This is a genomic window from Pseudactinotalea terrae (assembly GCF_009733845.1).
Lineage (GTDB): Bacteria > Actinomycetota > Actinomycetes > Actinomycetales > Beutenbergiaceae > Pseudactinotalea > Pseudactinotalea terrae.
In genome coordinates this window covers 1-20,375 of sequence record NZ_WNXZ01000009.1, presented here as the reverse complement: position 1 = coordinate 20,375, position 20,375 = coordinate 1, and the positions used below count along the sequence as shown (strand labels likewise).

Here is a 20,375-nt window from a genome sequence, read left to right as displayed (position 1 = left end):
CCGCGCAGCGCCGCCGCTGCGGCTACCCGTGCGGCGGCGCGCAGCGCGTCAGAGGTGCTCGCTGCGCTGCCGGGGCTTGAGGGCGCGCCAGCGCTCCAGCAGCAGCTTGCCGTAGCGGAGTGCGACGAACAGCGAGAAGGCGCCGAGCACCAGGCCCAGCCAGCTTCCGTGGCTGGCCGAACGGAAGTTGATCACCGTGATCACCACCGAGAGCGCGAACCAGGCAACGGCACCGCCGGTGGAACCTCCAGGCCGCTTCTCGCCCATCCGAACCTCCTCGATCAGCGTCCAGCCTACGGGTTGAAGTTGCACGAAGGAGCCGCGCCGTGTTGGCTCGCCCTCGATGAGCAGCGACGACGCCACCCAGGGGCCCCACGCCTGGTTCAGCCATGACCGTTTCGGGATGTTCGTCCACTGGGGGCTGTACTCCCTCGCGGCGCGCCACGAGTGGGTGATGACCAACGAGCGCATGAGCATCGCCGACTACGAGCGGTACACCGAGCGCTTCGAGGCCGACCTGTACGACCCGGCCGCGTGGGCGCGGGCCGCGAAGGCCGCCGGCATGACCTACGTGGTGCTGACGACCAAGCACCACGACGGCTTCTGCCTCTGGGACTCCGACCTCACCGACTACACGAGCGTCAACACGCCGTTCGGTCGCGACGCCGTCGCCGAGTTCGTCGAGGCGGTCCGCGCCGAGGGTCTGCGAGTGGGCTTCTACCACTCGCTGATCGACTGGCACCACCCCGACTTCGTGGTCGACGGCGTCCACCCCCGGCGCGGGGACGACCTCGAGGCGCTCAACGCCGACCGGGACTGGGACCGCTACCGCACCTACCTGCACGGCCAGGTCCGCGAGCTGCTCACCCGGTACGGACAGGTCGACTACCTGTTCTACGACTTCAGCTATCCGCACGGCCGCGACGGCCTGCCCGGCAAGGGCCCCGACGACTGGGACTCGCAGGCGCTGCTGGCCCTCACGCGCGAGCTGCAGCCGGGCATCATCGTCAACGACCGGCTCGGTATCCCCGGTGACCTCACCACGCCCGAGCAGTACCAGCCGACCGGCCCCGTGACCGACGAGTCCGGCCGCGAGATCCTCTGGGAGGCGTGCCAGACCATCAACGGCTCCTGGGGCTACGACCGCGACAACCACGACCACAAGTCACCCGAGCTCCTCGTGCGGATGCTGGTGGACGGTGTCTCGAAGGGCGGCAACCTGCTGCTCAACGTCGGCCCCACCGGGCGCGGCGACCTCGACCCGGTCGCGCAACGGACCCTGGCCGGCATCGCCGCGTGGACCTCCCACCACGAGCGCTCGTTCCGCGGAGCCGGTCCCGCGCCGTTCACTCCCCCGGCCGACGCCCGCTACACGCTGCGCGGCGACCGGCTCTACCTGCACCTGTTCTCCTGGCCCATGAACCACGTGCACCTGAGCGGGCTGGCGGGCAAGGTGTCCTACGTCCAGTTCCTGCACGACGCCTCGGAGGTTCGGTTCGAGGAGGCCACGGCCAACGACGAGCCGCATGGGAGCCTGACACCGGACGCACCGCAGGATGCCGTGACCCTGCACCTGCCCGCCCGCAGGCCGGAGGTCGTGGTCCCCGTCATCGAGATCTTCCTCAAGGAGTAGCAACCAGATGATCCACACCTGGCGCACCGACGAGACCGACCCCGCCGCACGCGGCGAGGAGCTCGGGACCCGCTGGCGCGACGAGGTGCGTGCCACGCTGGCCGAGTACGAGGCGCTCTTCGCCGGGCGCGGCGTGACCCCGGCCGTCGTGCAGGATCTCTCGAAGGACTCCCGCGAGGTGGTCGCCGAGCACGCCCCCGAGATCCTCGCCGAGATCGACGGCGTCGCGACCGGTGCGGGCATCGAGCCCTGGCAGGCCATGGCACTGAATGCCCGCACCGAGATCCTCGCCCGTGCGTCGGTGATCACCGAGGAGTGCTCGACGTCGGTGTTCCTGCCAGCCGATGGCGGCGCACCTCGCACCGTGCAGACCTGGGACTGGTACAGCCAGATGGCGCACGAGACGCTCGTGCGGTCGCAGCCGGCCCCGGGCGATGCTCGGGTCGTCATGTTCGGTGAGTTCGGCCAGGTCGCGAAGATCGGGGTCAGCAGCCGCGGCCTGGGCGTGCACTTCAACATCCTTCAGCACAGCAGCGACGGGTCGCGCACCGGCGTGCCCGTGCACGTGCTGACGCGCATGATCCTCGACCGGGCGGGCACCCTGCAGGAGGCACTGGAGATCGTGGACGGCGTGCCGCTCGGTGCCTCGACCGTGCTCACCGTGATGACGGCCGAGCCGGCCGCGGCGTGCGTCGAGCTGAGCCCGGCGGGGTGGGCGGCGATCCGGGCCACCCCAGGCGAGCCGCTGCTGCACACCAACCACTTCCTCGACCCCGCACTCGCGGCCGGCGAGACGCCCGCCACGGCCTTCAGCACCACGCGCGAACGTCTCGACTTCCTGCAGGGGCGAGCGGCCGCCGTCGAGATCCGCGAGCCGCTGGCGAGGGTGACCGCGCTCGCCTCCGAGCAGCCCGGCTCGATCTGCGTGGACCCGGACCCGCGCCGCGCGCTCGGAGACCGGCCGCAGACCAAGGCGACGTTCACGATCGACGTCGGGCGGGCCGAGCTGGGTTTCCATCCCGGCCATCCACGCCAGGTCGAGGCCGCGACCTGGACGGTGCTCGGGGCAGCCGTCACCCCGTGACATCTGTCAGGTCCCACCCGTGAACGGCACGCACGGACAGGTGAAGAACGGCACTACCGAGAAGCACCCCCGGCGGGCAGGCTCGTGGTCATGGCTGATCTCCTCATCTCCCTCCAAGACTTCACCGCTTCGCTGCCGCCGTTCCTGCGCTGGTTGGGCGTCATGCTCGCCGCTGTCATCCCGTACGTCGAGGCCGAGGGCGCCGCTGTGCTCGGCATCGCGGCAGGGTTGCACCCGGTGGTCGCGATCGCGGCCGCACTCGCCGGCAACGCGCTCGCTCTCGCCGTCGTGGTGAACGCCACCTCGGCTGTTCGCTCAGGCGTCGCGGCGCGCCGCTCGGGCAGCACGCCCACCGGAGGCGTCACCGTGATCGAGCGCGACGACGATCCCGCACCTGATGCCAAGCGCGCCCGGATGCGTCGGGTGTTCAACCGCTACGGCGTCCCAGGCGTCAGCTTCCTCGGCCCGCTGCTGCTTCCCTCGCACGTGACCGCGGCCGCGATGGTCGGCTTCGGCGCACCCAAGCGCACCGTGCTGACGTGGGGCATCATCGCCGTCGGCGCGTGGGCGATCGTGATCGGGACGATCGCGTACCTCGGGGTCTCCGCGGTCGTGGGGTGAGCTCAGCGGCGCTCGCGCACCCACATCTGCACCAGTCCGCGGAAGTGGGCCACGAACCTCTCGTGCTCCTGCGCCGGATAGGTGGTGCGCACCGTCTCGACCAGCATGGCGTCGAAGTCGGCGGAGTCCACCCAGTCCAGCACGCGCGCCTCGAGGTCGGGAAGGTACTCGGCGCACCAGTCCCAGTAGCGATCGGTCTCGAAGTGGCCGTCGGCGAGGCGCCGGTACCGCTCCATCTTCTCGTCGTAGCCGAGCGAGGCGTCGTCGGCGACGTCGAAGTAGGACTCCATGCTGAGGTCCGCCTTCACGCGGCGCTCGGTCACGAGGCAGTACACGCTCCAGCGCACCAGCGCCGTGATCGCCCAGGGGAAGTAGTAGTGAAGGGACGTCAGCGCCACATCCGGGCAGGCGTTGGCATAGTCGATCGGGTACACCTCGGTCCCGGCGACCAGCATCTCGGCGGAGTTGAACTCCCATCCGAAGAACGCGTTGACCACCCTGCTGACCGTGACCACCTCGGCGCCGGTCGACGGCGACAGGAAACCGTGGTTGACCTGGTACCGCTCATGCATCGGCAGCTCGGGCCGGAAGTCCATCACCATCGTCTCGGGGCCGATCGAGAGCGCCCGGGCGAAGTGGTCGTAGTCGACCGTGGCCTGCAGATGCATGAGCATCTGCCCCGAGTCGTCGTACGCGGCATGAAGCTGCTCGGCGTTCTCGATCCGGGAGACACCGCGCCAGGCCCCGCCGTCGAAGGGCTTCATGTAGAGCGGGTAACCGAGGTCCTCCGCGATGGCGTCGAGGTCGAAGGGGTCGTTGTAGGTCTGCGAGGTGAAGGCCCACCGGTCGTTGTCGACAGGATTCTTGTAGGGCACCAGCACCGTGCGCGGAACCTTCAGCCCGAGCCGCAGCATCGCGCAGTACGCGCTGTGCTTCTCCATCGACTGGAACGTGAAGGGCGAGTTCAGCAGATAGGTCCCGTCGATGAGCGCGGCCTTCTTCAGCCACTCACGGGGGTGGTAGTACCAGTGCGCGAGCCGGTCGATCACCAGGCCCGGCCGCACCGGGTCCATGAGGTCGAAGGGCGCGATGCGCAGGCGGTCGCTGCTGAAGGTGTGCGTGGTGCCATCAGCGGTGTGGATGTCACCGACCCGCCGCAGGATCTCCTCGAACGCGCGCGGCCAGTCCTGCTCCGCGCCGAGCAGCAGCCCGACCAGGTGCCTCGAGATGTCAGCCATCGATTCCTCCGATCCTCGTCGAACGCTATCGGTTCAGCAGCGCCGGCAGCTGATGAGCGAGCTGCAGCCGCCACCAGTGCCAGTGGTGCGCGACGTCGTGCCCCCACACGTCGAGATCGTGCGGGATGCCCACCTCGGCCAGCTTGGCCGCGATCTGGCGGGTGCCGGGCAGTGCACCCGTGGGCCAGGTCTCCCACTCCCCCTGGCCGACGACGAGCTGCACGAACAGCCGCGAGCGCAACCACTCCAGGTGGTCGGCGTCGAACGAGTCGAGGTACCTGCTGGGATTCGTCCAGTGCAGGTGCTCGCCGTGCTCGCCCCACGCATGCCACAAGGAGGGGTCGTAGCTTCCCGAGAGCGCCAGCACCCGTGGCGCGATGTCGGCTCTCGTGATCGCCAGCTGCAACGCGTGGTACGCGCCGAGGCTGGCGCCCACGGCGATGAGGTCGGCGGGTGCGTGCTCGTGGACGCGCGGCACCACGTGGTGCACGAGCCAGCTCTCGTAGGCGCGGTAGCGGCGTGCGCGCTCCTCGGCAGCGCTCCCCCGGTCGGACCAGGTGAAGGCGTCGTAGGTGTCGACGCAGAACAGCATCACCTGGCCCTCCTCGATCAGCGGCGCGATCGCGCCGACCATCCCCTCGTCCTCCCACTCCCAGGCACGCCCGAGCTCGGTGGGGAAGGCGAGCACCGGGCGACCGGCGTGACCGAACCGCAGCAGCGCACCGGGGTGCGGCAGGTCCGGCGCCTCGATCTCGAAGTGCTCGCGGCGCATGTCAGCCCGCCGCCGCGAGCAGGTTGCGCAACGCCGGGTCGAGACCGTCGCGCCAGCAGGTGAAGTTGTGCAGGTCGGGCACCTCGGTGTAGGTCACCGCGACGCCGACCTCCCGCAGCCGCTGCGCGAGCAGCCGGTTGTTGAGCGCGTTCTCCTCGTGGCTGCCGCACGTGAGCGCGATCGGCGGCAGCTCGCCCGCGGCGGCTTGCGTATGCAGCTCGGTGACGAAGCCCGTCAGCTCGGGCCACCGCGCGAAGCCGGACTCCTGCGGATCGGTCTGCGGCGTGAAGAAGGAGCCCGACTGCAGCAGCAGCGCGTCGAACGTGCCGGGGTGGCGCCACTGCGCGTGCAGCGCCGCGATCGCACCGAGACTGGCGCCGACGGCGATCGTCGCGGTGGTCGGCCAGCGGTGCCTCGCGCTGGGGATGAGCTCCGTCACGAGCGTGTCCGCGTAAGCCTCCGACGCGGCGTAGTGCAGCTCCCGAGGATCGGCGGTGAGCAGCAGCGCACGCGTCGGTGGCGCCGCCCCCTCCTCTGCGAGGACGCCGAGGTACCGCGTGAGCTCGCCGCGCTCGGCGTAGTCGGGTCCGTCGTGCACCACGAGCAGCGGTGCGAGCGCATCGTCCCCGAGCCCGTCGGGTGACCACAGCGCGGCGGTCACACCCTCGACGTCGGCGGCGACCGCCGTCGTCGTGCCCGAAGGAACCTCGCGTGCCACCCAGGCGGGGGCGCGGTACCCGGGCAGCTCGACCACGGACCGGTTACCGAAGCCCGTGTCGACCAGCGCCGGGTTGGCCGGGTCGGTGATCGTGCCGGTGACCTCGAAGCCGTACTCGATGCGGTGCAGCGGCGGGAGGTCGACCGTGACCGACCAGGCGCCGTCGGCCCAGGTCAGGTCGGGGCGGTCACCTGTGGTGCCGAGACCGGCGTCGAGGCGGACCCGGCTGTAGCTCCGCTCGGGGTCGGGCAGGCGGAACTCCAGACGGCCGTCGCCGCGCGTTCCTGCGTGCATCCGGCGAGGCTACCGGCCGCGCCCCGATCCGCTCGCGCGGCGCGATGGCAACCTTCACTCCGGCCGGTCGACGCCGTCCACGTACGTACGGAGTCGAGCGGCGAAGTCCGCGACGTCACCACGAACCCCGCCGTCCCACTGCTGCCACCAGGGATGGTCCTGGGGTGTTCCGACGTGCCGGGCAAACAGGTGCTCGTGGAAGTGGGATATGCCGAGCCCTGCCACCAAGGCGTGCACATGCTCGACGCCGAGCTCGGTCCGCAGCCCGCGGGCCAAGCGGGTCCGAGCCTGACCGATCACCCTGGCCTCGTCCTCGGTCAGCTGACCGAGTGACGCAACGTGCCGCTTCGTCTCGATGAACACATACCCCAGCGGTCCGTCGGCTCGATGGGTTACCTCGATCAGCGTGTCCGAGTGGATCACCGGTCCGACCAAGGGTCCGTCACCGCGGTGCTTCTGACAGATCGGGCAGGCCGGGTTCGAGATTGCGCCGGTGGCCGTGGTGCTGGGTGGCTGCTCGATCGACATGAGGTTCGCCTTCCGTTCCGTGCCGCGTCCTACGACTCCCTGCTGCCGTGAGTATCGCGCGACAGCAGGTGTCATGGCCGACGGCGCGGCGAGAGAGCTACGAGGCCGCGACGGCGCCGATCACGATGACGGCGGGAGCGCGCACCCGGACTTCTGCAGCGACGGCGACGATGTCGGCCAGAGTGGCGCGGGTGAGGCGCTGCTCCGGGGTGCTCCCCCGCTCCACGACGGCGACCGGCGTGCTCGGATCGGCGCCGGCACCGCGGAGCTGCTCGACGATGTGACCGAGGTTCCCCACCCCCATGAGGACGACGAGGGTGGCCGACTCCTCGCGAACAGAGGCCAGGGCGGCGTCGGCCAGCGGCTCGTGGCCGCTCGTCACGTGCACCGCGGCGACGAGACCGCGCTGCGTGACCGGGATCCCCGCCAGCGCCGGCACCGCGAACGCGCTGCTGATGCCGGGGACCACATCGACCGGCACCCCGGCCTCTTGGCAGGCGAGCACCTCCTCGCCGCCCCGACCGAGCAGGAACGGGTCGCCGCCCTTGAGCCGGACCACGCGGCGGCCGAGCTGAGCCTGCTCCACCAGGATCCGGTTGATCTCGTGCTGCGGCACCGGGTGGTGCCCCGGGGTCTTGCCGACGTCGATGATCTCGACACCAGGCCGCACGTTCGTGAGCACGCTACGCGGGCCGAGGCGGTCGGTGACGATCACGTCCGCCTCCGCGAGGGCGCGGCGGCCGGCCACCGTGATCAGCTCAGGGGCGCCGGGCCCACCACCGACGAGCGTGACGGCGCCGAGCGTGCCGGTAGGGCGGCGGAGATCGAGGTCACCGTGGGCGAGGAGGGAGCCGGCGTCGTGGATCTGGGCGGCGGTGGCGTCGTCGTCGACGACGCACCAGATGCGACGCGCCTCGGCCCAGCCCTGCACGCGGGCACGGTCGGTCGAACCACCGTCAGCGGCGACGACCAGCCACACGCCGTCGAGATCGGACTCGCGGGGCTCGCGCTCGTCGAGCGTGACGGTCGCGGCGTCCCGGACCACGAGCTCGTGGAGGTCCTCGCACACGTGCGGCGCCACCACCCGCACGAGCGCCCCCGCCTGCCGCAGATCGCCCGCGTGCGCCGCCGCCGCGGGACCGCCACCGGTGACGAGCACGTCACGGCCGGCGAGCGGCAGGCCGACGAGCAGCGGGGAGGTCATGCGTCCATGGTGACGTGGCGTCGCGATCTCGGGCGAACCCTCCCCCGGGCGTCCACCTACCGGACGCCCGACCCGTTCGACACGTTCTTCCTGATCAGCCCACCGTGACATCGGCGTTCTCCTTCTCGTTCGCTCCCAGCCAGTCGAGCAGGCCGCAGACCCTGGCCGTGCAGCTGCCGCAGCCCGTGGTGGCCCTGGTGGCCCGCGCGACCTCCGCCACGCTCCGTGCTCCCGCGTGGAAGCTGTCCGCGATATCGCCCTTGGAGACCGAGTTGCACGTGCACACCGTGGCGCGCGCGGGCATCTGCTCCGGTCCCGCCGCCACCGCGGGCGACGGCACCACCGGTCGCAGGAACAGCATCGACGGATCGCCCGGCACCGGGGTCCGCCGCGTGTACGTCGCGACAAGATCGGCTGCGAGGTCGGGTGACCCGACACACGTCGCGCCCACGAGCTGTCCCTGCGCCACCACCACCTCGACGTGCCGACCGGACGCTGCGTCGTCGAGCCGGAGCACGCGGTGGTCGGGTGCGGGCGGGCTGCCCCCGCACACGCCCATCGCGACGACGTCGAGGCCGTGCGCCTTGAGCTTGACCACATCGGTGCCGGACACGGCGGGGACCGCAGATGCCGCACCCCGCATCTCACGCGCGGCGATCACGGAGCCGAGCCGCACCGCCACGCTCGGCCGCGTCCGCACCTGTCGAGCCGGGTCGGACTCGGAACCGGTGAGCTGCGTCGCCAGCTGCCGGGCCTGCGCCCACCCCTGCGCGATCAGCCCGCTCGCACCCTCGGGCGGCTCCGCGCAGTCGCCGATCGCGTAGATCGCGGGGTCAGCCGTGCCGAGGTCGGCGCCCACGCGGATCCCGCGCCCGGTCGCGAGCCCCGCCGCCGCGGCCACCGAGCACGCGGGTGCGGTCCCTATCGCGAGCACCACGAGGTCGGCCTCGAGATCGGCGGCTGCCGCGGTGTCCGAGGCAGTGCCAGCCGGCGGACACCCCTGCACCGCGACCGACGCCACCCGGCCGTTGCGCGTGCTGATACCGAGCGTGCGCGCCCGGGTCCAGCAACGCACCCCCAGCCGGGCGAGTGACGCCTCGGCGACCAGCCCGGCGCCAGGCGCGAGCTGGCGGTCCATCACGCCGGCGCCGCCGTGCACCAGCGTCACCTCGAGGCCGCGACCCACCAGCCCGCACGTGACCTCCACGCCGAGGACTCCGCCACCGACGACCACGGCGCGGCTCGCGTTCGCCGTGGCGGCGACGATCTCGCGGGCGTCGTCCAGTGTCCGCAACGGATGCACCCCGGCCGGCAGGTCGCCGTCGAGCCCGGGTACCTCCGGGATCCGCGCCGCCGCGCCGGTGGCGAGCACCAGCAGGTCGTACGGCGTGCTGCTGGACTCGGTCTGCACGACCCTCTGGGCCCGATCGATCGCGACGACCTCGGTGCCGAGGTGCACGCTCGCGCGCTCGTCCGCCTGCGGGAGCTCGAGACCGAGCATGTCGACCTTGCCCGCCACCACCTCGCTCAGCAGCACGCGGTTGTACGGGCGGTACGGCTCGGCACCGAGCACCGTGATGTCGAAGCGGCCATCGACGTCACGGGCCACGATCTCCTCGACGAAGCGGGACCCGACCATCCCGTTGCCGATCACGACCAGCCGGGTCATGCGACCGCCTCCTCACCCACCGCGCTCAGCTCGACGGCGCACACCTTGAACTCCGGCATGCCCGAGATCGGGTCGGTCGCATCGTTGGTGACGCGGTTGACGCTGCCGACTCCCGCGAAGTGGAACGGCATGAACACCGTGTCCGGGCGGATCCGGTCGGTCCACCGCGCGCCTGCCTCGACCCAGCCTCGGGCCGAGGTGATCCGGACCAGCGCGCCGTCGGGCACCCCGAGGCGGAACCCCAGCACCGGGTGCAGCTCGACGTACGGCTCCGCCACCGCCGCGTTGAGCTCGTCGACCCGGCGCGTCTGCGCTCCCGACTGGTAGTGCTGCAGCACCCGGCCGGTGACGAGGTGGATCGGGGCGTCGCTGCGGACCTGGTCGTCCGGTCCGAGGTGCTCGACGGCGATCAGCCTCGCCCGGCCGTCCGCCGTCGGAAAACCGTCGAGGAACATCCGCGGCGTGCCCGGGTGGTCGGTCGCCGGGACCGGCCAGAAGAAGCCGGGCCCGGCAGCGTTCTCGTCCGCGTCGAGCCTGGCGTGGCTGAGACCCGAGTAGTCGGCTCGGCCGCCCGCGCTCGCGCGTGCGAGCTCGGCGAACACGTCCGCGGGTTCGGTGTCGAAGTGGACCGGCGAACCCAGCCGCTCGGCGAGCTGAGCCAAGATCCAGAGCTCGGACCGGACGCCGTCGGGCGGTGCGAGCGCCTGGCGACGGCGGATCACCCGCCCCTCGAGCGAGGTCATGGTGCCCTCCTCCTCGGCCCACTGGGTGACCGGCAGCACGACGTCGGCGATCCGGGCGGTCTCCGACGGCACCACGTCGCACACGACCAGCAGGTCGAGCGAGCGCAGCCGTTCCGCCACCGCGGTCGCATCCGGGGCACTGACCAGCAGGTTCGAGCCGTGCACGAGCAGCGCGCGGGCACCGTGCGGGGTTCCGAGCTCGCGCAGCAGCTGGACGGCGGGCACGCCTGGACCGGGCAGGTCGTCCGGTTCGATGCCCCACACGGCCGCCACGTGCGCCCGCGCCGTCGAGTCGGTGATCGAGCGGTAGCCGGGCAGCTGGTCCGACTTCTGCCCGTGCTCGCGGCCCCCCTGCCCGTTCCCCTGTCCGGTGATCGCGCCGTAGCCACTGCCGGTGCGCCCGACGAGCCCGAGCACCAGGGCGAGGTTGATCGCGGCGGTGACGGTCGCCGTCCCCTGCACCGACTGCTCCACCCCACGCCCGGTGAGCACGTAGACGCCGCGACCGCCGTGCGAGGGTGCCGCCGCCGCGAGGAGTTGCGCGGTCCGGCGCAGCGCGTTGGCAGGGACGCCGGAGATGGCGGCGACCCGCTCCGGCCACCACGCCACGACCGACCGGCGCAGGTCCTGCAGGCCGGTCGTGCGCGCGGCGAGGTAGCCCGCGTCGGCCAAGCCCTCCATGAGCACGACGTGCAGCAGCCCGAGAAGGACCGCGAGATCCGTGCCTGGCACCGGCTGCAGGTGCACCCCCTGGCTCCCGCGGCCGCCGCCGTCGACCCCTGGCGTCAGCTCGCCCGTGAGGGCGGCGGTCGCGCTGCGCCGCGGGTCGACGACCACGAGACCGCCCCGGTCGCGGACCTCCGCGAGGTGCTGCACCGCCGGCGGCATGGTCTCGGCGAGGTTCGAGCCCAGCAGCAGCACGGCGTCGGCCCGGCCGAGATCGGCGAGCGGGAACGGCAGGCCGCGGTCGAGGCCGAGGGAGGCGTTCGCGGCCGCGGCGGCGCTCGACATGCAGAAGCGACCGTTGTAGTCGATCCGGGACGTGCGCAGCACGGCCCGCGCGAACTTGCCGAGCGCGTACGCCTTCTCGTTGGTGAGGCCGCCACCACCGAACACGGCGACTGCGTCGCGCCCGTGATCGACCTGCAGCCGCCGCAGGGTGTCGGCCACGTGGTCGAGGGCGATATCCCAGCTCACGGGTTCGAGCTCACCGGAGGGCCCGCGCAGCAGGGGCGTCGTCAGCCGGTCCGGGGCGGTGAGCACGGCGGGGCTGGTCCAGCCCTTCTGGCACATGCCGCCACGGTTGGTCGGGAACGCACGAGGTTCGACGGCGATCGCCTGACCCGGTTCCGCGCTGATCGTCATGCCGCACTGCAGTGCGCAGTAGGGGCAGTGACTCGCGGCGCGGTGCGCGGTGAGGGCCGACATCAGATCGTGGCCGCGGAGAGCGCCGTGCCGCGGCGCAGGTACACGATCCAGGTGACCGCCGCCATCAGCAGGTAGCAACCGACGAAGATGACGAGCGCGGCCACGAGGGAGCCTGTCAGCTGCGTGGAGAGGGCGAACCCGCGAGGGATCAGGAAGCCGCCGAACGCACCGATCGCGCCGGCGATCCCGATGCAGCCCGCGGCTGCGCGCTGAGCCCGGAGGCGGCGCTCGGCCACATCACCCTCGGCCTCGACCTCGCTCATGCCTTCGTGCGCGCCCGCCGCGAAGACCGCGGGGATCATCCGGTAGGTCGAGCCGTTGCCGATGCCGGTGGCGACGAACAGCAGCAGGAAGGAACCGAAGAACAGCCCGAACTCCGTGCGCTGGAGCGCGGTGATCGCCCCGACGGCGCCCAGCCCCATCACCAGGAAGGAGGCGACCGTGACCCGGGCGCCGCCGAGCCTGTCCGCCAGCACCCCGCCGAGCGGGCGCGCCACCGATCCCACCAGGGCACCGAGGAACGCGATCGTCAGCGTCACCTCCGGGAAAGTGGTCGCCAGCAGGGTGGGGAACACCCCGGAGTAGCCGATGAAGGAGCCGAAGGTACCGATGTAGAGGAACGAGATGATCCAGGTGTGCCGGTTCCTCGTCGCAGCCGTGAAGGTGCGCGGGTCGGTCCGCGCGGTACTGAGGTTGTCCATGAGACGCCAGGCCAGGACCGCGGCCAGGAGCGCCAACGGGATGACGACCAGCCCGGCGCGCTCGAGCGCGATGCCGGCACCGGTGGCGATCACGAGCGGCACGGCCAGCTGCACGGCGGCGGTGCCGACGTTGCCGCCCGCGGCGTTGAGCCCCAGCGCACGCCCCTTCTCGCGCTGCGGGAAGAAGAAGGTGATGTTCGCCATGGAGGAGGCGAAGTTGCCGCCTCCGAGGCCCGCGAGGGCCGCCACCGCCAGCAGCAGCGGGAACGGGGTGGCGGGCTGCTGCACCACGACCACGAGCGCCGCCGTGGGGATCAGCAGCAGCAATGCCGAGATGATCGTCCAGTTGCGGCCACCCAGCAGCGGGACCGCGAGCGTGTACGGGATGCGCAAGGTGGCGCCGACCAGGCTGGGGACCGCGATCAGCCAGAACTGCTGGTCGACCGTGAGCGCGAACCCGGCGCCGGCCAGCTGCGGGACGACGATCGACCACAGCGCCCACACCGCGAACCCGAGGAACTCGGCGAAGATGGAGACCGACAGGTTCCGCCGCGCGACGCGGCGACCGGTCGAGGACCAGAACACCTCGTCCTCAGGATCCCAGTGGTCGATCCAGCGGCGGCCGAACCGCCGGGGCGTCTGCGTGGACGTGGCGGTCCGGTCTGCTTCGGTCGTCGACATGTGCGCTCCCCAGAGGATCGGCGGTATGTCGACCGACGCTAGGGACGCGCTGTTTCATGCAGTGGCGATGTCAGTTACCTGGCCGTAAGGGTTTGCGCACGGCGGAACGGGCACGGGTGTGAGGTCAGCCCTGGGCTGCGATGTCCTCGTGGTGCCGGATCACCTCGGCGACGATGAACGCCAGGAACTTCTCCGCGAACACGGGGTCGAGCCCTGCCTCCTCGGCGAGGGTGCGCAGCCGTGCGATCTGCTTCGCCTCACGACCAAGATCTGACGGCGGCAGGCCGTGCTCGGCCTTGAACCGCCCGACCTCCTGGGTGCACTTGAAGCGCTCGGCGAGCAGGTGAACCAGGGCTGCGTCGATGTTGTCGATGCTGCCGCGAAGCCGGACGAGCTCCGCAGGCGGTTGGTCAGGCACTCTTCTCCCGAGGGGTGCGCTTGCTGCGTGGCGCTTCGCGCGGCACGAGGGTGGGGTTGACGTTCTCGAGCACGACCTCACGGGTGATGACCACCCGGGCCACGTCATCACGGGAGGGCACATCGAACATCACCGACTGCAGCACCTCCTCCAGGATCGCCCGCAACGCACGAGCACCGGTCCCCCGCAGGATCGCCTGCTCAGCCACCGCCTCCACCGCGTCCGGCGTGAACTCCAGCTCCACGTTGTCCAGCTCGAACATCCGCTGATACTGCTTGATCAACGCATTCTTCGGCTCGGTCAGGATCTTCGCCAGCGCCTCCTTGTCCAACGGCGACACCGTGGTCAGCACCGGGAGACGACCGATGAACTCCGGGATCAACCCGAACTTCAACAGATCCTCCGGCATCACATCAGCGATCCCGTCCACATCATCAGCCGAGTGCAACGGCGCACCGAACCCGATGCCCTTACGACCCCGCCGACCCGCCACGATCTCCTCAAGACCGGCAAACGCCCCCGCCACGATGAACAACACCTTCGTCGTGTCGATCGTGATGAACTCCTGATGCGGGTGCTTACGGCCACCCTGCGGCGGCACCGAGGCCGTCGTACCCTCGAGGATCTTCAGCAACGCCTGCTGCACACCCTCACCCGAGACATCCCGCGTGATCGAGGGGTTCTCGCTCTTGCGAGCGATCTTGTCGATCTCATCGATGTAGATGATCCCGGTCTCAGCCTTCTTCACATCGAAGTCAGCCGCCTGAAGAAGCTTGAGCAGGATGTTCTCCACATCCTCACCCACATACCCAGCCTCGGTCAGCGCCGTCGCATCAGCGATCGCGAACGGCACGTTCAACAGCTTCGCCAAGGTCTGCGCGAAGTACGTCTTCCCGCACCCCGTCGGACCGATCAACAGGATGTTCGACTTCGCCAGCTCGACGTCGTCGTTCTCGCCACCGCCGAACGGCGAGGCCGCGTTCGCGCCGCTCTCGCTCGCCTGGACACGCTTGTAGTGGTTGTAGACCGCGACGGCGAGCGACCGCTTGGCCGGCTCCTGACCCACGATGTAGGACTCGAGGAAGTCGAAGATCTCCCGCGGCTTGGGAAGCTCGACCAGGCCGAGCTCACTCGCCTCGGCAAGCTCCTCCTCGATGATCTCGTTGCAGAGCTCGATGCACTCGTCGCAGATATAGACGCCGGGACCGGCGATCAACTTCTTGACCTGCTTCTGGCTCTTGCCACAGAACGAGCACTTGAGCAGGTCAGCGCCTTCTCCTACCCGGGCCATGGGTACCTCCTGCTCGTCTCAGTTCTGGGGTGGTGCTTGCGGTGTCGTACCCGCGCCGGTGGTTGGTTGGCGCGGTGTGATCTCACGTGCTCTCGAGCATCAGGCTCTCAGCACCATTGCACACTATGTTCACCCACCGACGCACGCGAGATTGACGACCGCGTGTCGGAACGACACAGGGCCCCGCCCGACCTTGTCGGCCGGTGCGGAGCCCCGTGCGTACTCAGTTCTCAGCCCGCGGTGAGCTCGACAGCCTTGCGGCTCTCGAGCACCTGGTCCACGAGGCCGTAGTCCTTGGCCTGCGCGGCGGAGAGGATCTTGTCGCGCTCGATGTCCTGGCGGACCTCGTCGACGTCCTTGCCCGAGTGGGCGGCGAGCGTGTTCTCGAGCCACTCGCGCATGCGGATCATCTCGTTCGCGTGGATCTCGATGTCCGACGCCTGCGCGTAGCCACCCTCCATGGCGGGCTGATGGATCAGCACGCGGGCGTTGGGCAGCGCGAGCCGCTTGCCGGGCGAGCCGGCGGCGAGCAGCACAGCCGCGGCCGAGGCGGCCTGCCCGAGGCAGACCGTCTGGATCTGCGGCTTGATGTACTGCATCGTGTCGTAAATCGCCGTCATCGCGGTGAACGATCCACCGGGGCTATTGATGTACAGCGTGATCAGGCCGTCCGGGTCCTGGCTCTCCAGGACCAGCAGCTGGGCCATGATGTCGTCGGCCGACGCATCGTCGACCTGCACCCCGAGGAAGATGATGCGGTCCTCGAAGAGCTTGGTGTAGGGGTCCTGGCGCTTGAAGCCGTACGCCGTGCGCTCCTCGAACTGCGGGAGGATGTAGCGCGACGACGGACTCTGCGGCGCGGTTCCGCCGGGGGTGCCGTAGCTCATGTTCACGTCTGTTCTCTTCCTGTCCTCGCCGGCCCGCTCAGTCGCTCGTCCCGCCGCCACCGCGGACAGCGGAGGAGTGCGCGACGACGTGGTCGACGAACCCGTACTCCAGCGCCTCCTGGGCGGTGAACCAGCGGTCGCGGTCGGCGTCACGGTTGATCTCCTCGACCGTCTTGCCCGTCTGCTCCGCTGTGAGCTCGGCCATCACGCGCTTCATGTGCAGGATGAGCTCGGCGTTGATCTTGATGTCGGTGGTGGTGCCGCCGATGCCGCCCGAAGGCTGGTGCATCATCACGCGGGCGTGGGGCGTGGCGTAGCGCTTGCCCTTCGCGCCCGAGGCCAGCAGGAACTGACCCATCGATGCCGCCATGCCCATCGCGACCGTGGCCACGTCGGGCTCGATGAACTGCATCGTGTCGTAGATCGCCATGCCGGCGGTCACCGAGCCGCCGGGGCTGTTGACGTACAGCCAGATGTCCTTCTCGCTGTCCTCGGCGGCCAGCAGCATCATCTGCGCACAGATCTGGTTCGCGTTGTCGTCACGCACCTCCGACCCGAGCCAGATGATGCGCTCCTGCAGGAGCCGGTTGTAGATGCTGTCCCCGAGTGTCAGGCCCCTGCTGTCCGGGCCCGCCGCCTGCGGGAGGTCGATCGAGTGCTGACTCACGTCTGCCGCCATTTCTGCTCGGTTGAGGCTGTCGCTTGGCACTGCCATTGGTGGCCGTTGCATGCGAGGTTAACGCCGCAGCACTCCCCGCCATGCCTCCGCAGGGCCCGGTTTCGCTCGCAGCGCACACCGGGCCCCGGCGGGAGGTGTCAGGACTTGGTCTCGCCCTCGGCGGACTCCGCTGCCGGCTCCTCGGCCTCGACGTCGGCCTCGACGATCTCGACCTCGGGCGCCTCGACGGCGGCCTCGTCGGCGGCTGCCGCGTTCGCGGCGTCCTCCTCGTCCGAGCCGATGTAGTCGGCCAGGTCGACGGCGTTGCCGGCGTTGTCGACGACGCTCACCTCGCGCAGCGCGACAGCCAGCGACTTGTTGCGCGCGAGCTCGGCCGCGTACAGCGGGATCTGGTTGTTCTGCGAGGCGCTCTGGATGAACTCGTTCGGGTCCATCCGGTACTCCTGCGCGGTGCGCAGCATGAACTCGATCATCTCGCCCTGCTCGACCTGCACCTTGAGCTTCTCGGCCAGGGTGTCGAGCAGGAGCTGACGGCGCAGCGCGTCGGTGGCCTGCTCGCGCACCTCCTCGCGGTGCTCGTCGTCCTCGAGCCGACCCTCACCCTCGAGGTGGCGGTGGATCTCGTCCTCGATGACGCCCTGCGGCAGCGGGAACTCGACCTTCTCGAGCAGGTGCTCGAGCAGCAGGTCCCGGGCCTGCACGGCGCGGTTGTTCGACTTGGCGTCGGCGACCTGGGTGCGGAGGTTCTCGCGCAGCTCCTCGATCGTGTCGACCTCGGATGCCATCTGGGCGAAGTCGTCGTCGACCTCGGGGAGCTCCTGCTCCTTGACGGCGGTGGCGGTCACCGTGACAGTGGCCTCCTCGCCCGCGTGCTCGCCACCGGCCAGCGGGGCGTTGAACGTGGCGGACTCACCGGCGGACAGCCCGATCAGCGCCTCGTCGATCCCGGGCAGCATGTTGCCCGAGCCGACCTGGTAGGAGACGCCCTCGGCGGTGTCGATCTCCTCGTCGCCGATCTTGGCGACCAGGTCGAGGCTGACGAAGTCGCCGTCGGCGACGGCGCGCTCGACGCCCACCAGGCTGGCGAAGCGCTGACGCAGCTCGGTGAGGCTCTCCTCGATGTCCTCGTCGCTGACCTCGGCGTCGTCGACGGTGATGGTCACCTCGGACAGGTCGGGCAGCTCGACCTCGGGGCGCACGTCGAGCTCAGCGGTGAAGACCAGCTCATCCGCGGCGTCATCGGTGAGGCCCGGGATCGAGGTGACATCGATCTTCGGCTGCCCGATCGGCTTGAGGTCGGCCTCGGTGACGGCCTGGCGGTACAGGTCGGGCATGGCGGAGTTGATCGCCTGCTCGAGCACGGCGGCCTTGCCCACCCGCTGGTCGATGATGCGTGGCGGCACCTTGCCCTTGCGGAAGCCGGGGATCGTGACCTGCTGGGCGATCTCCGAGTAGGCCTGGTCGACCTGCGGCTTGAGGTCGTCCATCGGGACCTCGACGGTCAGCTTGACCCGGGTCTCGTCGACGGTCTCGACGGCGCTCTTCACGGCATGCACTCCTGAACGTTTTCTCTGGGTCTCGACGGGCGCTCGCCTTGGCGACAGCACCGGCGTCGAGCGGGCTCGATCGGCTGAGCGCGCCAACGACACGGCGCACGACAGCGACGCCCAATGCTACGGCACCGGCTCCCCCGCCAAAGACGCTCAGCGAACCGGGGGCACGTCGGCCACCGGGATGCGTCAACCGTGCGTGCTCGGGGCGACCTCATGCACCATCACACAGTTGCCCGACCCCTTGGGCCGGTCGTAGCGGAAGCCCTCGCGCTCGTACATGGTGCGGGTGCCGTTGTAGAGGAACGACGAGTTCTTCTTCCGCACCCCACCGGTGTCGTGCGGATAGCCCTCGACCAGGCCGCCCCCGGCGCGCGCGATCAGCTCCATGGCCCCCCGCAGGGCCCTCGCTGCGAGGCCCTGACCACGACGGCTGCGCTCGACCAGGATGCACGTGACCCGGTAGTCGGGCAGCCGCTCGGCGGTGGCCAGGTACTCCTTGCGGTGATGGATCGCGGGCAGCTCTTCGGGTGACCCGTACTGCGCCCAGGCGACAGCCCGATCGCTGTCGTAGACCAGCGCTGCATGGGCGAGCCCTTCGGCCACCAGCCGTTGCTTGAGCGCCCGGTTCCCCTCGGCGCTCTGCCACTTCTCCGCGCAGTCGGGATGGAACTTCGTTCACCAGCAGCCCGCGAACATGCCACCAGTTCGCACAACCAGGTCCGCGAAGTCGTCGAACGTCTCCGAGGTCAGCGCCCTGATCGTGAAGTCGGACATACTCCAACGTAGGCCGGATCGGGGACGTTCGACGTCCGGGAACGAGCAGAATCCCGGCACGACCTTCGTCGGCGCGCCGCACGAGGGGCATCGCTCACACGACCCCGAACCCACGATCGGTGGGTTCGGGCCATTCCGATGTCCTGAGACATCACATGGTCGGGATGACAGGATTTGAACCTGCGACCTTCCGCTCCCAAAGCGGACGCGCTACCAACCTGCGCCACATCCCGTCGCCCGGCGCGACACCATCGGCGTCGCACAGAACCACCCGCTCCTGCCTGTATTCTCGTCGGCAGCACCGCGGGTGTAGCTCAATGGTAGAGCCTCTGCCTTCCAAGCAGATGGTGCGAGTTCGATTCTCGTCACCCGCTCCAAGCGTTACCGCAGGTCAGAGGCACAATCAGCACCCCGAAACTCCCCGCCTGAGACCCGCACACCGTGGCCGCGTGGAACAACGTGGAATAGCGGTGACCCTCAATGGCTCCGACCTCGAGCCCGCGCACAACCCCCGAGCCGGTTTGCGGCAGCTGCGGCCGCCCGGCTGGCACTGACCGCGATGGCGCCCGCCGCCGCGGTTGGGACCCCTACAGCACCCGGACCCAACACGACCTCGACGCCGGCCCGCTGATCTGCCCCGACTGCCTGGGCGGGCTGATCGCCGAAGCGTTGGCGCTCACCCGCCGGCCGCGCTGGTCGAGCCAAGCCGGACTAGCGACCTTCCGCGGCGGCCCACGATGAGCGGCACCCTGGCCGCACGGTTCGCCGACCTGGCACTAGCGGCGCCGCCCGACCTGCCACGACACTGGCACGCATGGGCGCTCGCGCTGGCGCTGGCTGCGCACCTGAGCGACGCCGAGCGCGGGCACCTGCTGCGCGCCGGCGCCCTCGAGCATGCCGCGGCGTTGCCTGCCGCACTCGACGGCGCACCCTGGCGCCTGGCGGCTGCCGTCGATCCGGCGATGGCCGACCTCGCCGACGAGCTGCGCCCCGAGGACGCCGCCGACGTGCCCGCGGTGTGGGGTCACTGGGCGTACAGCATCACGGCAGCGGCTCACCTGACGCCGACCTGGCGCGGGCTGCTGCTGCGCGGCACTGCGCGCCTGCTCGCCGAGGTCGCACGCGACGAAGCGGCCGCACACGCCGCCGAGGCCACCCGATGAGCCGCCGCGCCGGCCGTCGTGAGTTTGGTGCTGTGGAGCGGTTGCGGTCGGGTCGGTGGCGTGCCCGGTATGTCGGCGCGGATGGCCGGCTGCGGTCGGCGCCGGTCACGTTCGACACCCGCGGCGAGGCTGACCGGTGGCTGGTCGGCATCCGTGCCGACCTGCTGCGCGGCCAGTGGGCACCACCCGAGCGCGCAGAGGTCACCCTGGCCGAGTACCTGACCGCGTGGCAGCGTCAGCGCGCGCCGCAGCTGCGGCCCCGCACCCGCGACCTCTACGCCCGTCTGATCGCCCGC

At 70.4% G+C, this 20,375-nt stretch carries 19 protein-coding genes, 2 tRNA genes and 1 pseudogene; 6 read left to right on the top strand and 16 right to left on the bottom strand.

Going from position 1 to position 20,375, the window contains the following annotated elements; all coding sequences use genetic code 11:
• Nucleotides 1–48: 48 nt before the first annotated feature.
• Nucleotides 49–267 carry a hypothetical protein gene (locus tag GPA03_RS20835; protein WP_156253993.1) on the bottom strand — a complete coding sequence of 73 codons (219 nt, stop codon included), beginning with the start codon at nucleotides 265–267 and terminating at the stop codon, nucleotides 49–51.
• Nucleotides 268–343: 76 nt separating this feature from the next.
• Between GPA03_RS20835 and GPA03_RS20830 the strand changes: the two genes are divergently transcribed.
• From GPA03_RS20830 to GPA03_RS20820, 3 genes are all read left to right on the top strand, one after another.
• Entirely contained in the window at nucleotides 344–1,633 is a 1,290-nt protein-coding gene (locus GPA03_RS20830) for an alpha-L-fucosidase (protein WP_156253992.1), read from the top strand.
• A 7-nt stretch (nucleotides 1,634–1,640) separates the two neighbouring features.
• A complete protein-coding gene (locus GPA03_RS20825; protein ID WP_156253991.1) occupies nucleotides 1,641–2,717 on the top strand; it encodes a C45 family autoproteolytic acyltransferase/hydrolase in 1,077 nt (358 codons plus the stop codon).
• Between the two features lie 90 nt (nucleotides 2,718–2,807).
• Nucleotides 2,808–3,338, top strand: a complete 531-nt coding sequence (locus tag GPA03_RS20820) for a hypothetical protein (protein ID WP_156253990.1) — start codon at nucleotides 2,808–2,810, stop codon at nucleotides 3,336–3,338.
• Between the two features lie 2 nt (nucleotides 3,339–3,340).
• On the opposite strand, the gene GPA03_RS20815 is transcribed toward GPA03_RS20820, so the two are convergent.
• From GPA03_RS20815 to GPA03_RS20745, 15 genes are all read right to left on the bottom strand, one after another.
• Nucleotides 3,341–4,576: an ATP-grasp domain-containing protein gene (locus GPA03_RS20815; protein WP_156253989.1), complete on the bottom strand. Its 1,236-nt coding sequence runs from the start codon at nucleotides 4,574–4,576 to the stop codon at nucleotides 3,341–3,343.
• A gap of 25 nt (nucleotides 4,577–4,601) precedes the next feature.
• A complete protein-coding gene (locus tag GPA03_RS20810) occupies nucleotides 4,602–5,348 on the bottom strand; it encodes an alpha/beta hydrolase-fold protein (protein WP_156253988.1) in 747 nt (248 codons plus the stop codon).
• Between the two features lies 1 nt (nucleotide 5,349).
• Nucleotides 5,350–6,360 (bottom strand): alpha/beta hydrolase, encoded by a 1,011-nt coding sequence (locus GPA03_RS20805; protein WP_156253987.1) that lies wholly within the window; start codon nucleotides 6,358–6,360, stop codon nucleotides 5,350–5,352.
• Nucleotides 6,361–6,414: 54 nt separating this feature from the next.
• Entirely contained in the window at nucleotides 6,415–6,888 is a 474-nt protein-coding gene (locus GPA03_RS20800; RefSeq protein ID WP_156253986.1) for an HIT family protein, read from the bottom strand.
• A 97-nt stretch (nucleotides 6,889–6,985) separates the two neighbouring features.
• Nucleotides 6,986–8,092, bottom strand: coding sequence for a uroporphyrinogen-III C-methyltransferase (cobA, locus tag GPA03_RS20795; protein WP_156253985.1), 1,107 nt, complete (start codon nucleotides 8,090–8,092; stop codon nucleotides 6,986–6,988).
• Between the two features lie 94 nt (nucleotides 8,093–8,186).
• Entirely contained in the window at nucleotides 8,187–9,761 is a 1,575-nt protein-coding gene (locus GPA03_RS20790; protein ID WP_156253984.1) for an FAD-dependent oxidoreductase, read from the bottom strand.
• Nucleotides 9,758–11,932 carry a molybdopterin oxidoreductase family protein gene (locus GPA03_RS20785; RefSeq protein WP_156253983.1) on the bottom strand — a complete coding sequence of 725 codons (2,175 nt, stop codon included), beginning with the start codon at nucleotides 11,930–11,932 and terminating at the stop codon, nucleotides 9,758–9,760. Before GPA03_RS20785 ends, GPA03_RS20790 begins: the two co-directional genes overlap by 4 nt.
• On the bottom strand, nucleotides 11,932–13,314 hold the full coding sequence (locus tag GPA03_RS20780; RefSeq protein WP_156253982.1) for an MFS transporter: 1,383 nt from the start codon (nucleotides 13,312–13,314) through the stop codon (nucleotides 11,932–11,934). Before GPA03_RS20780 ends, GPA03_RS20785 begins: the two co-directional genes overlap by 1 nt.
• 124 nt (nucleotides 13,315–13,438) lie before the next feature.
• Nucleotides 13,439–13,732, bottom strand: a complete 294-nt coding sequence (locus GPA03_RS20775) for a chorismate mutase (RefSeq protein ID WP_241681429.1) — start codon at nucleotides 13,730–13,732, stop codon at nucleotides 13,439–13,441.
• Nucleotides 13,725–15,023 (bottom strand): ATP-dependent Clp protease ATP-binding subunit ClpX, encoded by a 1,299-nt coding sequence (gene clpX / locus GPA03_RS20770; RefSeq protein WP_156253980.1) that lies wholly within the window; start codon nucleotides 15,021–15,023, stop codon nucleotides 13,725–13,727. The genes GPA03_RS20775 and clpX overlap by 8 nt, the downstream gene beginning before the upstream one ends.
• Nucleotides 15,024–15,253: 230 nt before the next feature.
• Nucleotides 15,254–15,910 carry an ATP-dependent Clp protease proteolytic subunit gene (locus GPA03_RS20765; protein ID WP_156253979.1) on the bottom strand — a complete coding sequence of 219 codons (657 nt, stop codon included), beginning with the start codon at nucleotides 15,908–15,910 and terminating at the stop codon, nucleotides 15,254–15,256.
• A gap of 37 nt (nucleotides 15,911–15,947) precedes the next feature.
• Nucleotides 15,948–16,589, bottom strand: coding sequence for an ATP-dependent Clp protease proteolytic subunit (locus tag GPA03_RS20760; protein ID WP_156253978.1), 642 nt, complete (start codon nucleotides 16,587–16,589; stop codon nucleotides 15,948–15,950).
• Between the two features lie 137 nt (nucleotides 16,590–16,726).
• The gene (tig, locus tag GPA03_RS20755) at nucleotides 16,727–18,136 is read right to left on the bottom strand and encodes a trigger factor (RefSeq protein ID WP_156253977.1); all 1,410 of its coding nucleotides are present in this window, start codon (nucleotides 18,134–18,136) and stop codon (nucleotides 16,727–16,729) included.
• A gap of 192 nt (nucleotides 18,137–18,328) precedes the next feature.
• Nucleotides 18,329–18,745 (bottom strand): hypothetical protein, encoded by a 417-nt coding sequence (locus tag GPA03_RS20750; protein ID WP_241681428.1) that lies wholly within the window; start codon nucleotides 18,743–18,745, stop codon nucleotides 18,329–18,331.
• A 327-nt stretch (nucleotides 18,746–19,072) separates the two neighbouring features.
• Nucleotides 19,073–19,149: transfer RNA gene (locus tag GPA03_RS20745), tRNA-Pro, on the bottom strand.
• Nucleotides 19,150–19,219: 70 nt separating this feature from the next.
• Between GPA03_RS20745 and GPA03_RS20740 the strand changes: the two genes are divergently transcribed.
• The 3 genes and pseudogenes from GPA03_RS20740 to GPA03_RS20730 form a co-directional block, all read left to right on the top strand.
• Nucleotides 19,220–19,293 (top strand) — tRNA-Gly (locus GPA03_RS20740).
• Between the two features lie 360 nt (nucleotides 19,294–19,653).
• Nucleotides 19,654–20,079 (top strand): hypothetical protein, encoded by a 426-nt coding sequence (locus tag GPA03_RS20735; protein ID WP_156253976.1) that lies wholly within the window; start codon nucleotides 19,654–19,656, stop codon nucleotides 20,077–20,079.
• A gap of 32 nt (nucleotides 20,080–20,111) precedes the next feature.
• Nucleotides 20,112–20,375 (top strand): annotated as a pseudogene (locus GPA03_RS20730) (site-specific integrase); the annotation flags it as partial.